Origin of the sequence: Montanilutibacter psychrotolerans, assembly GCF_003719825.1 — a bacterium.
GTDB classification, from domain to species: Bacteria; Pseudomonadota; Gammaproteobacteria; order Xanthomonadales; family Xanthomonadaceae; genus Montanilutibacter; species Montanilutibacter psychrotolerans.
In genome coordinates this window covers 524,041-538,479 of record NZ_RIBS01000001.1, presented here as the reverse complement: position 1 = coordinate 538,479, position 14,439 = coordinate 524,041, and the positions used below count along the sequence as shown (strand labels likewise).

Genomic DNA, 14,439 nt, shown 5'->3' with positions numbered 1-14,439 from the left:
CGACACGCCTTCAGCCGGTTGTCTGACTGAAACATCAGACTTTCCTTACGCCCCGTTCCGGCTTTCCCCGATGGCGCCCTGCTTGGCGGCGTAGCAATCTGACACCGTCCAGTCGCGGGACCCAGGATGGTCGCTCGAACCGCGCAGCCCCGTCGAGCAGGGCCGGACGTCCCCAGGACTCAGAAGCCGCCGGCCGACGCCGGCGGCTTCTGTATTTCTGGAGGTCGAGACCCAGCACGCGACACGCCCCCTTGAGCCGTCGACTCGTTGGCACCCTCGTTGCCGACAAGCAGTCCTTGTCAAACAGACACAGACGTTGACTGGATCGGCGCGGCCTTGAAGTTCCCGCCAAACCGACCGCCGTGCCCGCAGGCGGTGGGCGCTCGATGCGCCTGAACCCGCCGCTCCGCGAATACGATCACGTGAATACTGGCCGACCTCCGCCTCCGGACTCGTTACCGACGGAAGTGAACCGGCTGGCCGCGACCCTCGCGCGGCAGCCACCACAGGTCGGGGACGCATTCATGTCGATCAATCACCACGTTGCGGAATCCTTTGGCGAGTGGTCGCTGGAACCGCTGGACGCCCCGCTGTGTACGACCGTCAGTGGCAAGGCCCAGTTCCGGACCGACGTGCGCAAGGTCGGAAACCGCCGCGTCATGAACGAACGCCGCGACGAGCTGCGCTTCAACTCGGACCGGCGTTCAGGCAAGGACCGCCGAGCAAACCGCGGCTGGGATAGCTTGTAACCCGGCCCGCGCGGCGCGGGAAGCCATGTTGTCCCGCACGCCGGCCGCCCCGTGACGCGATGACCCGGCAGACCGTCACACCACCTCTCGCGGTGGAAAACACGCTCTCAATCGCTACCTGCCTCGTCGCTGACGGAAATGGCGGCATGCGCCGGGCCTGGCAGATCCGCCCAGGCAGCCGTCGAAGCAGGCCGGAGTAGGGATTTCCCTACTCTTCATTGCGCATTCCACCGACTGTAAAGACAAGGCCAGGCGCTCATCCTGAGCACACGCCGGCAGCACGCGTGACTCGGACGTCACCTCAAGCGCGGGACTGGACCAGGATGTCAGCCCCGCCGGTCTTTCCACCTTTCCGGAAACGCTTCGATGGAATCCCCATTCTTCACTGTGGCGCCCTCGCAGGCCGGGTGGCTGCTGCTGGACGGAGACCGCATCGCCGAACTGTTCACGTCGCGATTCTGGGCGCTCAAGGCCGCCGATTGCTTTGCCTACGAACGCCATGTGGCCACGGGCATGCCCACCGCCATCATCGTTGAGATGGCCAATGGCGAAGGCGTGTTCGCCGCACGCTACGAATAAGCCCGACACAACCGCCCCACCTATCTCACCCACACGGGCCTGCCCAGGGTGGGATCCAGCCGCTTGGCGCTACGTGCCGAGGGCTGCTGATAGGTCGCTCGACTGCTGATAGAGCTTGGCTGCGGAAGGGGACGCTTGGCTGCTGAAGGGGGCGCTTGGCCGCTGAAGGGTCGTTTGGCTGCTGACGGGTCGCCCGATCCAACGTCACCGCACGCGGTGCCTCCTCGCAGCACCGGCTGATGCCATTGCTGATCACGAACGCCCCGGCGTTGCATTGCGCCAAGCCGCGGCGTCGACCGATCCAACGCCACCTAGCGGTGCTTCCTCGCAGCACCGGCTGATGCCATTGCTGATCACAAACGCCCCGGCGTTGCATTGCGCCAAACCGCGTCGTCGACCGACCCAACGCCACCTAGCGGTGCTTCCTCGCAGCACCGGCTGATGCCATTGCTGATCACGAACGCCCCGGCGTTGCACTGCGCCAAGCCGCGGCGTCGTTGGCGGAAGGCCGCCGTTGAACGAGGCAGAGCATAGGCAAACTTGATTGGCCGATCGGCCGACCGGCCCAGGTGACCGCCCCCGATCCCAGCACGTCCGGCCGCGCCACCGAATCCGCCCCCCGCTCGCTGCGGGCTCCTCATGCGCTTGGCAGACGACGACCCGTTGCGTTCGGCGGCACTGCCCGCCGCCGCCCCGGAATCGTTGGCAACGACACGCAACGCAACGCCACTCCCCGTATCGCAACCCGACTGAGCCCACCATGCGCCGGTGTATCCTCGCGTTCCCACACACCGGAGCGGCAGGATGAAGGCGATTCGTTGGCTTGGATTGTTGCTTTGCGTGAGCCTTCTGGCCGCCTGTGGCGGTGGACAGGTGCGGCGCGTATCCGAGCCATCCGCGCGCATCCAGCAGCTTACCGTTCGTGCGGACGGCAGCTGGGCGGTCGACCTGCGCATCGAGAACTTCAGCAGCATCCCCATGCGATTCGATTCGGTTGACCTCTCACTGGGCTTCGGTGAGCACGCCGCAGGCCGACTGCAGGCCCAACCCGCGGTTTCGATCGGGCCGGAATCGGCCGATGTCGTGACCGTGGCGCTTACCCCGGCCGTTGCAGCCAAGCTGGCGGTTGCCGACGCGCTCGGCGCCGGCCGGACACTTGCCTACAGCCTGCAGGGAACGCTGGAAGCGACCCCCGAGGACGGCAAGTCCCGTCGCTTCACCCTGGATCGCAACAGCGCCCTGAGCCCGGCACCCGGTCTGCCGGGCGTGATGCGCTAACACGCGGCCGAACGTCCCCGCGCCATGCGCGCGCACTCGCTTCGCCCATGGGCCCCGGGCTCGGACCGGCGCCCCACCCTTCTCCACCCATTCCCGATTCCGGAACTCACCCATGAGCACCTACAAAGCCCCTCTCAACGACATGCGCTTCGCCCTGTACGACGTGATTGGCGTGGAGGCGGCATTCCAGAAGATGGGCTTCGACGACGCCAGCCGCGACATCCTCGACGCCATCCTGGACGAAGGCGCGCGCTTCACCGAAACCGTGTTGTCGCCGCTCAACGAAGTGGGCGACCGCGAAGGCTGCAAGCACGACAAGGCAACCGGTGCGGTCACCACGCCGACGGGTTTCAAGCAGGCCTATGCGCAGTACGTCGACGGCGGGTGGGCCGGCCTGACGGCCTCCACCGAGTCAGGTGGCCAGGGCCTGCCGCACGCCGCCGGTGTGCCGATCAAGGAGATGATCGACGCAGCAAACCTGGCCTGGGGCAATTTCCCGCTGCTCTCGCACGGCGCCACCGAGGCGCTGGTCCAGCACGGCAGCGATTGGCAGCAGGACGTGTTCCTGAAGCCGCTGGTCGAAGGCCGCTGGACCGGCACGATGTGCCTGACCGAGCCGCATTGCGGCACCGACCTGGGCCTGCTGAAGACCCGCGCCGAACCCCAGCAGGACGGCAGCTACTCGATCACCGGCACCAAGATCTTCATTACCGCCGGTGATCACGACTTCACCGACAACATCCTGCACCTGGTGTTGGCACGCCTGCCCGACGCCCCGGCCGGCAGCAAGGGCATCTCGCTGTTCATCGTGCCCAAGATCCAGGTCGGCACCGACGGCACGCTCGGCGAACCCAACGCCGTCCGCTGCGGCAGCCTCGAGCACAAGATGGGCATCCACGGCTCGGCAACCTGCGTGATGAACTTCGACGGCGCCCAGGGTTGGCTCGTTGGCAAGCCGCACAAGGGGCTCATGGGCATGTTCACCATGATGAACACCGCTCGGCTTGCGGTCGGTCTGCAGGGCCTGGGCCTTTCCGATCGTGCGCTGCAGAACGCCCTGCGCTATTCGCGCGATCGCCTGCAGATGCGCGCGTTGTCGGGCACGCAGTTCCCGGACAAGCCGGCCGATCCGATCATCGTCCACCCCGACGTGCGACGGATGCTGCTGACCTGCAAGTCGCTGGTGGAAGGTGGGCGGGTCATGGGTTACCACGCCGCACTGCTGGTCGACCTGGCCCACAACGCGCCCGACGCGGCCGAACGCGAGCAGGCCGACGCGCTGCTGGGTTTCATGACCCCGATCGTCAAGGCCTGCCTGACCGAATGGGGCGTGGAATGCACCTATCACGCACTGCAGTGTTTCGGCGGCCACGGTTACATCGCCGAGCACGGCATGGAACAGCTGGCCCGTGATGCGCGGATCACCACGCTGTACGAAGGCACGACCGGCATCCAGGCGCTGGACCTGCTGGGCCGCAAGGTCATGCAGCTGCAGGGCGCTGGCCTGCGCGTGTTCCTGGGCATGATCGAGCAGTTCTGCAGCGAGAACGCCAGCCACCCGGCCGCCGCGGAGTTCATCGCCCCCCTGCGTGCCAAGGCCGGCGAGTGGCAGCAGCTGACCATGCAGATCGGCCAGCGCGCAGTGGCCAATGCCGACGAAGTGGGCGCGGCGGCGTACGACTACCTGATGTACTCGGGCTACGTCTCGCTTGCCTACTGGTGGGCGCGCAGCGTGGTGGCCAGCGACACCTCGGCGTATCCGGAAGCCTTCCGGGCCGGCAAGCGCGAGGCCGCACGCTTCTACTTCGCGCGCATCCTGCCGCGCACGCTGGCACACGCCAGTGCGATCGGCGGCGGCGCAGCCACCCTGCTCGCCCTGGACGCGGAAGCCTTCGACGCCTGACCGCTCCGGCTGGACACCGCAGCCCAACCCCATTCCGTCATGTTTTGGGTGTAGGCTGCGGTTCAAATGGAGAGCGATACAGCGACGCTGCGCTTGGTCCGAACCGGAGCCCATCTGGATCCGGCTTCTCCCCGCTTCACCTCGGAACTGGCCCTCAGGGCCATCCCCCTGCACCCCCTCGAACGCCTGAACACGGTGCGCCTGCTCTCGCTGGACGCTCACGGCCGGGTGCTGAACTGGATGAACTGGCAGGACGCGGCGTGCCTCTACGCCCGCGATGCGGTCGCCTGGACGCTCGGCGAGCCCTGCCTGCAGGTCCGGGGCGGGACCAGTCGCCTGACCGGCAACCGGAGCCTGATCGAGCTGCATCCGATCGTGGCCGCCCGCGGGCACGCGCGGGCGCACGCCCTCGACCCCACGCCGGCGCTCACCAACGCCGCGCTTTTCGCGCGCGATGACCACCTGTGCCTGTACTGCGGCCACGCCTATGCCCGCCCGCTGCTGACGCGGGATCACGTCGTGCCGGTGTCCAAGGGCGGCCGCGACATCTGGGAAAACGTTGTCGCCGCCTGCTTCCACTGCAATTCGCGCAAGGGCAACCGCAGCCCCCAACAGGCGGGCATGCCGCTGTTGGCCGTGCCGTACCGGCCGAGCTGGGTCGAACACCTGATCCTCTCCAACCGCAACATCCTGGCCGACCAGATGGAATTCCTGCGCAACCAACTGCCCAAGGATGCGCGACGCCGGCGCTCCTGAGTGATCGACGGCGCCGTCGGGCCGCCGTCCGCGTGACCAATCACGACAGTCTGCGCCGCAGAGCGCGCGTTGACGCGGGGGACGCCCTCCGCAACACTCGACGGTATTGCAGACTACGGATTCACCATGTCCTTGACGTTTGGCCTGACCGGGATGGACCCCTCCACCGAAACCGCGTTGCGAAGCGCCTTCAACGAGGCCAATTCGCGACACGGCAGCCGTTGGCAGCTGGTGCCGGAAACCCAGGCCGACCACGTCGTGGTCGACATGGACAGCATGTACGGTCCAATGAGCTGGCTGCGGCTGCATGCCGCCGGCAAGGTGGTGATCGGGCTGACCAGCGCCGCCCGTACCCAGACCGAGTTCCGCCTGGCCCAGCCTTTCGACGTCAACTCCGTCGCGGCGCTGCTGCAGGAAATCGCCGGACCCGGTGCACTGCCCGACGCGCCGTCCAGCGGCATGGCAGCGCCCGTCGCGCCAGCGCCGCGGGACGTGCCCGTTGCGGCGCCGAGCCAGCCGGCCCCCGTTGTACCGGTGGCGACCACGCCGGTGACGCCCGCGCCAGTGACGCCCGCCCCGGTGACGACCGCTCCGGCTCCGCCCGTCGCGGCACCTGCGGTCGCGACCGCGCCCCCAGTCGCACCTCCGACGCCGACACCGGCGCCGGCACCCGTCGTCGCCCAGGCACCGATTGCGCCCGCTCCAACCGCGCCGGCGCCCGTACCAACGCCGGCTCCGACTCCCGCTCCGGCGTCCGCTCCCAGCATTCCAAGCCAGAACAAGCTGCTCGACTGGCTGGCCTCGGGCCGACTGTCTGGCCGGGTTCGCGTGAAGCACGAAGGCACGGCCCTTCTGGTCGATGTTGGCCAGCGCGTCTACCACGGCCCCGCAGCGCTGAAAGCGCTCATCGGCCACTGCACCACCGACCTGTCCGTCACCGATTTCGAAATGCTCGACAGCGCCTCATGGACCGCAGCCGTCGCCGGCCTGGGTGAGGCGATGCCGCTGTCTCGACTGGTGTGGTTTGGCGGGCTGCTTGCCGGCGATGGCAAGTTGCTGCCGGGGTTCGACCCCTTCGCCCGCTACCAGCTGGTGAAATGGCCGCAGACCGAACGCGAGTACCCGAAGCACTTCCGCATCGCCACCGTGATGATGAAGGGCCCGTCCACGCTGGCCGAAGTTGCCAGCGCGAGCGGCGTGACGCTTCCGGAGGTCGCGGACTTCGTGAACGCCAACCTGGCCACCGGCTTTGCCGATATCGAACGCGCGCCGGACCCCGAACCCGAGCCGCAGAAGGGCGGCGGCCTGTTCGGTCGACTGCGCGGACGCTGACCGCGCACGGCCACCGCCGGGCTGCGCCTTGCCGCGCCCCGGCGTCGGCGTGACAATTGCGGGCTAGTCGCCAGATTCCGATGTGATGATCGATCCGCAACGCTACCCGCGCCTGTCTCGCGTCCAGATTCCCGCCGATCTGCGCCAGTTCCCCGAAGAGGAACTCGGCGCTGTCGCCGAGGAACTGCGCAACTACCTGATCGAGCAGGTGGCGCGGGTCGGCGGCCATTTTGGCGCCGGGCTGGGCGTGATCGAGCTGACCGTGGCGCTGCATTGGCTCTATCAGACGCCGGTGGACCGCCTGGTCTGGGACGTCGGCCACCAGTGCTACCCGCACAAGATCCTCACCGGCCGGCGCGACCAGATCCACACGGTCAAGCAGAAGGACGGCGTCGCGCCGTTCCCCAAGCGTGAGGAGTCCGAGTACGACACCTTCGGCGTCGGCCACAGTTCGACCTCGATCTCCGCGGCGCTGGGCATGGCGATCGCGCTGCAGCAGCGCGGCGACGACCGCAAGGTGGTCGCGGTGATCGGCGACGGCGCGATGACCGCGGGCATGGCGTTCGAGGCCCTCGCCCACGCCGGCGGCATGGGTGCTGGGGCTGGCGGGCCCGAGCCCAACCTGCTGGTGATCCTCAACGACAACCAGATGTCGATCTCCGAGAACGTCGGTGGCGTCACCCGCATGCTCGGTCGTCTCACTGGCAGCCGCACGCTCAATGCGATCCGCGAAGGCGGCAAGAAACTGCTCGGCGACAAGAACAAACCGGCGGCGAAGTTCGTCAAGCGTTGGGAAGAACACTGGAAGGGGATGTTCGTGCCGTCGACCTTCTTCGAGGAGGTCGGTTTTCACTACACCGGCCCGATCGACGGACACGACCTGCCCGCATTGCTGAGTGCGCTGAAGACGCTCAAGGGTCTCAAGGGCCCGCAGTTGCTGCACATCATCACCACCAAGGGCAAGGGCTACGAACTGGCCGAAGACGACCAGATCGGCTACCACGCGGTCGGCCCGTTCGATCCCGAGAAGGGACTGATCAGCAAGCCCGGCGCAAAGAAGCCCACCTACACCGACGTGTTCGGCGAGTGGCTGTGCGACATGGCCGCCGCCGACGACACGCTGCTGGGTATCACGCCGGCGATGCGGGAAGGTTCGGGCCTGGTGCGCTTCAGCAAGGAATTCCCGGACCGCTACTTCGACGTCGCGATCGCCGAGCAGCACGCGGTCACGCTGGCCGCCGGCATGGCCTGCGAAGGCGCCAAGCCGGTGGTCGCGATCTACTCGACCTTCCTGCAGCGTGGCTACGACCAGCTGGTCCACGACGTCGCGATCCAGAACCTCGACGTGCTGTTCGCCATCGACCGCGGCGGCGTGGTCGGTCCCGATGGCGCGACGCACGGCGGCAACCTCGATCTGAGCTACCTGCGCTGCGTGCCCAACATGGTGGTGATGGCGCCCAGCGACGAAGACGAGTGCCGCAAGATGCTCAGCACCGGACACCGACATCCCGGTCCGGCCGCGGTGCGATACCCGCGCGGCACCGGCCCCGGCGTCGCTGTGCAGCCCAATCTCGACACCCTGCCGATCGGCAAGGCCGAGCTGCGCCATCGCGGTTCACGCGTCGCACTGCTGGCGTTCGGCGCGATCCTGCCGGCCGCCCGACAGGTTGGCGAAGCCCTGGGCCTGACGGTGGTCAACATGCGCTTCGTCAAGCCGCTCGACCGCGCCATGGTGCTGGAGATGGCGGCCAGCCACATCGGACTTGTCACGCTCGAGGACAACGTCGTTGCCGGTGGTGCCGGTGCCGGCGTCGCCGAGCTGCTGGCCGCGGAGAGCGTGGTGATGCCGATCCTGCACCTGGGCCTGCCCGACGAATTCCAGCACCACGCCAGCCGCGAACAGCTGCTGGCCGAGGCGGGCCTGGATGCCGCCGGGATCCGCGCCGCGGTGCTGGCGCGCTGGCCGCAGCTGGCCGTTCCGTCGGCCTTGCCACACAGCGCGTAAACCTCGTCCACCGGTCGTCCGCCGAACCCCGCATGTCGACCGCCAACCCGCCGTTCCCGTCGTCGCATCACGCGTCGCCCGCGTGCCGCCCGGTCCCGTGGTGTCGGCAACTTGCCGGCACGGTCGGCGCGGTCTGGCAGCGCGCGACCGCGGGCATCGCCACGCGTTCCTGGCTGGGGCTGCGTTCGCGTGGATGAGGTCTTCCTCAACCTGCGGCCATGGCAGGTGGCCACGTATGGCGTGGCATGGTTTGCCCTGCTGTACTTCGGTTTCGGCGGCCTGACCTGGTGGCTGTCGCGTTCGTTGTTGCCGCGGCTGGGCTACGGTCGCCAACTCGACCCGCGTCCGTTGCCCCCCGGACAACTGCGCCGCGAGATCGGCGAATCGATCGTCGCCATTCTCATCTTCGGCATCGGCCTGCTGGCGCCTTGGGCGACGCTCAAGCTGGGCTGGGCAACGCTCGCCCATGCCCCTTCCGCCGGGCAAGTGGCGCTGGAGATCGCGGTGCTGTTCGTCTGGAACGAGCTGCACTTCTACGCCAACCACCGGCTGTTGCACACGCGCTGGCTGCGCCGCTTCCATGGCGCGCACCATCGATCGCACGTGGCCACGCCGTTCTCGACCTACGCCCTGCACCCGGTCGAGGCGATGATGCTGGGCAGTGTTCCGATGCTGCCCATGCTGCTGCACGACTTCAGCCTGTTCGCACTGGCAGCGTTGACCGTGCTGAGCATCGCGCTCAACAACCTTGGGCATTCCAATTACGAGTTCAGCTCGACCGCGCCGGCACGCGGCTGGCGGGCGGCCAGTCGCCGGCACCACCTGCATCACGCGTGCTACCAGGGCAACTACGGCTTTCTGCTGGATGTGTTCGACCGGATCGCCGGCAGCGTGCTGCCGTGGGATGCCGCCGACGCGCACCTAGCGCGCAAGCGGGTGCCACCGGGATGAGTCGCGCGCTGGGACCGCTGCGCGATCGCAGCGACCTGTACAGCATCGTCTGCCTGCTGATGCAGCCGTTGCTGATCGCCTGGCAATGGCGGCATGGACTGCAGTGGCCGCTGTACGCGCTCAACGCCTACCTCGCCGTGGCGATCAGCGTGATCCACCACAACCACGCGCACCTGCCGATGTGGCGGCACCGTGGGCTCAATCGCTTCACCGATCTGGCCATCAGCGCGCTTCAGGGCCATCCGACGTTCGTGTTTCACCCGGCCCACAACCGCAACCACCACCGTCATTGGCATGGGCCGGACGACGTCGCCCGCACCTGGCGATTTGGCGACCACAATCGCCTGTCCGGTTGGCTGATGCACCCGTTGCAGGCGATCGCGGTGCTGTATCCCTTCGTGTTGCGTTGGCTGTCTGCGCTGTACACGCGCAAGCCGGCGGTGGCACGCTGGTATGCGCTGCAGTTCGCGGCATGGCTGCTTCCATGGGCCGCGTTGCTGGTGCTGGATCCGTGGCGCGCGCTGGTGCTGGTGATCGCGCCGCAGTTGTTCGGCCTGCACTGGCTGCTGGCGGCCAACTACCTCCAGCATGCACACGCCGACGATCGCGAGCCCATGCGTGCGGCGCGCAACTTCGAGGGCCTGCTGAATCCCCTGCTGTTCAACATCGGGCTGCACACCGCCCATCATCTGCACGCCCGCGCGCATTGGTCGCAATTGCCGCGCCTGCACCGACAATACCGTCACCGTATCGACCCGCGATTGCTCGAACGCAGCTTTGCGGGCTACGTGTTGCGGGTCTACCTGCTGGGAATCGCCAGTGCGCGGCATCGCTCGCGTTCTCTGCGCGCCCCTGTTCCGCTTACGAGGAATGTTGATGCCAACCCGCTTTGACCGCACGTGGATCCATGCCACGGGCCACTACCTGCCGGGCGAGCCGGTCGACAACGCGGCCATGGATGGCTTCGTCGCACCGCTCAACAAGCTGTCGAACCGGATCAAGCGACGGATCCTCGCCGAGAACGGCATCCAGTCGCGCCATTACGCACTCGATGCCAACGGCGCCGCGACGCACAGCTGCGCCGGCATGGCCGCGGCAGCGATCCAGTCGTGCCTGCAGCGCGCCGGGACGCGCCTGGACGAAGTGGGCCTGCTCGCGTGCGGCACGTCCGGTGGTGACGCACTGATGCCGGGGTTCGCCAGCATGGTGCAGGGCGAGCTGTCCGCGCCGCCGATGCAGACCCTTTCCAGCCACGGCATCTGTGCGTCCGGCGTGGGCGCCTGGGAAGCGGCGGCGGCGGCGGTCGAGTTGGGCTCGCACACGCGGGCGCTGGTGGCGGCGGCAGAGTTCCCGTCGCGTCTGTTCAAGCGCTCGCGTTTCGCCGCGCACGGTTACGACGCCGACTTCGATGCGCACTTCCTGCGCTGGATGCTGTCCGACGGCGCCGGCGCCCTGCTGCTGGGCAATACGCCGCAGGCCCATGGTGGCATCCGCCTGCGCCTGCGATTCATGCATCAGCGCTCGTTCTCGGGTGACTACCCGGTTTGCATGCAGATGGGGCTCACCGCCGATCGCACGACCGCCCATCTCGACTACGACTCCTGGCGCGACGCGGAAGCCGCCGGCGCGCTGTTCCTGCGCCAGGACATCCGCCTGCTGCCGCACCTGTTCGACGTGGGCGTGCACGAGTACGCCAAGCTGTGCCACGAAGGCTGGATCGATCCGACCACCATCGACCACTTCCTGTGCCACTACTCGTCCGAGCGTTTCGCTCCCGTGGTGGACGAACTGATGGTCAAGGCTGGCCTGGCGATTCCGCGCGAGCGCTGGTTCAGCAATCTCGTGCAGCGCGGCAACACGGGCTCGGCCTCGATCTTCGTGATGCTCGACGAGTTCCTTCGCACCCGCACGCCGCGTCCGGGCGAGAAGATCCTGTGCTTCATCCCGGAATCCGGGCGCTTCACCGTGGCGTTCGCGCTGATCGAGGTGGAGGCCGCGGATGCGGCGATGCCTGACGTTCGACCGGACCTGCGTTCGGCGCCCGTGGCAACGGCCGGCGACGACGATCTGATCGCCCCGCCCCACGATCCCGCCGACGCCCCCCAGGCACTGCGCCACCTACTCGGTGAGCTGGCCACCCTCTGGCACGATTACCGATCGCGCGCCTGGCGCACGCCGTTGATCCGCAAGCTGCGCGACCGCCGCTTCGAAGCCGCCGACTACCGTCGCTGGATGCAGCACTGGATTCCCCAGGTGCGCGAGGGCAGCCTGTGGATGCGCGAGGGCGCGGCGTCCGTGCAGCCACCGTACCAGGCACTGGCCGAGCTGATCGGCACCCACGCCGGCGAGGAGCAGGACGACTACCTGATCCTGTTCGAGGACTACCGGCGTGCCGGCGGCGACATCGCCGAACTCGACGCGCTGCGCCGCAATCCCGGCGGCGAGGCGCTCAATGCCTACCTGCATGCGCTGGCGGCAACCGCCAATCCGCTCGGCCTGCTGGGCGCGATCTACATCATCGAAGGCACGGGTCAGCGCATCATTCCGGCGCTGCTGCCACTGATGAAGGCCAGCCTCGACCTACCCGCCGATGCGTTCCGTTTCCTCGAATACCATGGTGCGAACGACGAGCACCACTTGCTGCGCTGGCTGCGCGCGGTCGAGATCGTTCTCGAACACGATGCCGACGGCGACGGCGCGCGCGCGATCATCGACACCGCACGCCGCACCGCGCAGCTGTACCTGATGCAGTTCGACCACGTGCTGTCCTGAGCCAGGAAACGACGCCATGAAGCACGCTCCCGATTTTCTTTCCCAGGAACACGATCCGCGCGATCCGAATCCTTGGCTGGCGATGTATCTCGACCGCAGCACGCCGATCGACGACGAGGTGAAGCGTGCCTGGCTGGCCGACTCCAGCTCGCGTTCGCGGCAGGTGATCCTGCCGTTCGTGCGGCCGTTCGCCCGCACCTTGATCGTGCTGTTCCAGGTCCTGAAGTTCGTCACGCCACGCAAGCTGGCGTTCTCGCGCACGCTGCACCGCCTGCTCGCCTGGGGCATGCAGAACTTCATCCGCCCGGAGGCCAACTGGCTGATCCTGCGCCACTTCCACGTCGGGTCGCAGGTGCTTGCCTTCATCGGCGCCAACTCTCCGGCACCTGTGGAAACCAGCCCGCTGACGCCGCAGCGGATCGGCGACGTGCGCGATGACCTGTTCCTGGTGCACGACCTCAATCTCTACAACTTCGTGATCCGCCTCAACCGCGCGCTGCACGCCGCCGGACGTGAGCTGGAACACGTCGCCGAGCCGGACTTCTCGATGATCGCCCAGCCCGGACTGCGCTTGGAGGACATGCCGGACGGCCGATTCAACTTCCTCGACCTGCAAAGCTCGATCGAGCTGTTCACCCCGATCTACCAGTTGCTGCTGACCGACGACGACTTCTGGCGCGCCACCAACTCCTTGCAACTGGACGAAACCATCGGCCTGTATGCGGCGACGATCCTGGATGCGCGTTCGCACCTGGTGCTGCTCAACAACCGCCACCCGCTGGTGCCGATGTCGACCCTGCGCGCTGGCTTCCGCCTGACGTTGCATGGGCTGTCGACGGAGATGCTGCACAAGGTGCTGTTCGATCGCCGCGCCGCCCAGGAGGCAGCGCAGGCGGCGCTGTTTGCCGCAGGCGGCTGAGCGAGGAAACCGGCGACCGCGCGGGGCGGACCCGCTCGCGCGTCGCCGGTACCGACGAACTACAACGGCGCTTCGACCGTGTAGCCGCGCGCGCGCAGCCGATCCAGGTAGCCGTTGGGTTTGATCAGCTCGGCGATCGGCAGCAGCGCAAACGTACTGGCGTTGCGGGCCAACGCCGCGTCGGCCGCGTCCATCCAGGCACGCGACGCGCGTGCCTCGGAATCGGCCATGCCGCGCTTGCGCGCGACGCCGATATCGTTGAGCGCTTCACGACAAGCCGCGGCCTGATCGGTGTACGGCAGTGCCCGCATGGCTTCCAGGTCAGCGGTGGCCCAGGCGTTGGCGCGCGCGGTCATCGTGCCCAGATCGCTTTCGAGGTGGTCGAGGGTCTTGCGGAAGCAATCGAGGTCGCCAAACGTTTCGTCGCGGAACTCCTTCAACGCCTGCTTCGGGTCGTCGATCACCACCGTCACGCGCGGCGCGGTCACCCGGATCTCGTGACGCTTGGCCGCATCATCGACGAACGGCCCGACCACACCCTTGCGTGTCAGCCCGGCCTTGGCGATGGCCGCCTCGTACAGCTCCAGGGCAGCAAACACCGGGCGCCATTGCTCGACATCGTTGTCGCGACCGATGTAGCGGGCCTTGAGCTGCCTCCAGCGCGCGTAGAGCTCGGGCGGCACCACCTGTTGGAGCGTCTTGCCATCGGGGTTCTTGCGCGCGCCCAGCAAGGACGGCAGCAGCGTGAGGCCACGGAAGAAGCCGATGTTGGCGCTGAGGCCGACGGTGGGCGGTTGGATGATCTCCTGGGACTGCACGATCGCCGCCTCGACATCGCGCGATTGCCACTGCATGTCGCGCGGCAGCGGAGACAGATCACCGAGCAGCCACAGCACGTGCTCGCCGCGCGAAATCTTCCACAACCCGGGGCCGGGCAATTCGCCGCTGACCACCACCAGGCCGAGGTCGGCGACCGGTTCGTCCGCACTAGCCACGGGCGGTTCGACGACGGCCTGCGGCGGCGCCTGCAAGGGCGTGGCAGCACCGCCCGCAATGGGCAGGCACGTCAGCAGCAAGGCCAACGACGCGACTGGTACGACACGACGCATCCGGTGCGCTCCGAGGTGGGGGATGGTGCCAATGCTAGCCGAGGCAGCGGAATATCGCGTCCCGGCGTGACAGAACGGTGATTCGT

The 14,439-nt window shown here is 67.7% G+C and carries 12 protein-coding genes; 11 read left to right on the top strand and 1 reads right to left on the bottom strand.

Annotated features, from left to right (window positions below; translation table 11 throughout):
- Positions 1-386: 386 nt before the first annotated feature.
- From EER27_RS16810 to EER27_RS02245, 11 genes are all read left to right on the top strand, one after another.
- Positions 387-749 carry a hypothetical protein gene (locus EER27_RS16810; RefSeq protein ID WP_148040897.1) on the top strand — a complete coding sequence of 121 codons (363 nt, stop codon included), beginning with the start codon at positions 387-389 and terminating at the stop codon, positions 747-749.
- 366 nt (positions 750-1,115) lie between these two features.
- Entirely contained in the window at positions 1,116-1,328 is a 213-nt protein-coding gene (locus EER27_RS02290) for a hypothetical protein (protein WP_123086392.1), read from the top strand.
- A gap of 804 nt (positions 1,329-2,132) precedes the next feature.
- Positions 2,133-2,606, top strand: coding sequence for an LEA/WHy family protein (locus tag EER27_RS02285; protein WP_123086391.1), 474 nt, complete (start codon positions 2,133-2,135; stop codon positions 2,604-2,606).
- 112 nt (positions 2,607-2,718) lie between these two features.
- Positions 2,719-4,509: an acyl-CoA dehydrogenase C-terminal domain-containing protein gene (locus tag EER27_RS02280; protein ID WP_123086390.1), complete on the top strand. Its 1,791-nt coding sequence runs from the start codon at positions 2,719-2,721 to the stop codon at positions 4,507-4,509.
- Between the two features lie 147 nt (positions 4,510-4,656).
- Positions 4,657-5,265, top strand: a complete 609-nt coding sequence (locus EER27_RS02275; RefSeq protein ID WP_425480812.1) for an HNH endonuclease — start codon at positions 4,657-4,659, stop codon at positions 5,263-5,265.
- Between the two features lie 126 nt (positions 5,266-5,391).
- Positions 5,392-6,597 (top strand): hypothetical protein, encoded by a 1,206-nt coding sequence (locus EER27_RS17025; protein ID WP_190285603.1) that lies wholly within the window; start codon positions 5,392-5,394, stop codon positions 6,595-6,597.
- Between the two features lie 85 nt (positions 6,598-6,682).
- Positions 6,683-8,602: a 1-deoxy-D-xylulose-5-phosphate synthase gene (gene dxs / locus EER27_RS02265; protein WP_123086388.1), complete on the top strand. Its 1,920-nt coding sequence runs from the start codon at positions 6,683-6,685 to the stop codon at positions 8,600-8,602.
- Between the two features lie 189 nt (positions 8,603-8,791).
- Positions 8,792-9,553, top strand: a complete 762-nt coding sequence (locus tag EER27_RS02260; RefSeq protein ID WP_123086387.1) for a sterol desaturase family protein — start codon at positions 8,792-8,794, stop codon at positions 9,551-9,553.
- Positions 9,550-10,446, top strand: coding sequence for a fatty acid desaturase (locus EER27_RS02255; protein ID WP_123086386.1), 897 nt, complete (start codon positions 9,550-9,552; stop codon positions 10,444-10,446). Before EER27_RS02260 ends, EER27_RS02255 begins: the two co-directional genes overlap by 4 nt.
- The gene (locus EER27_RS02250; protein WP_123086664.1) at positions 10,430-12,325 is read left to right on the top strand and encodes an iron-containing redox enzyme family protein; all 1,896 of its coding nucleotides are present in this window, start codon (positions 10,430-10,432) and stop codon (positions 12,323-12,325) included. Before EER27_RS02255 ends, EER27_RS02250 begins: the two co-directional genes overlap by 17 nt.
- Positions 12,326-12,341: 16 nt before the next feature.
- A complete protein-coding gene (locus EER27_RS02245) occupies positions 12,342-13,244 on the top strand; it encodes a DUF6999 family protein (RefSeq protein ID WP_123086385.1) in 903 nt (300 codons plus the stop codon).
- Between the two features lie 59 nt (positions 13,245-13,303).
- Here EER27_RS02245 and EER27_RS02240 read toward each other — a convergent pair whose 3' ends face one another.
- Positions 13,304-14,353: a TraB/GumN family protein gene (locus tag EER27_RS02240; protein WP_123086384.1), complete on the bottom strand. Its 1,050-nt coding sequence runs from the start codon at positions 14,351-14,353 to the stop codon at positions 13,304-13,306.
- Positions 14,354-14,439 lie beyond the last annotated feature (86 nt).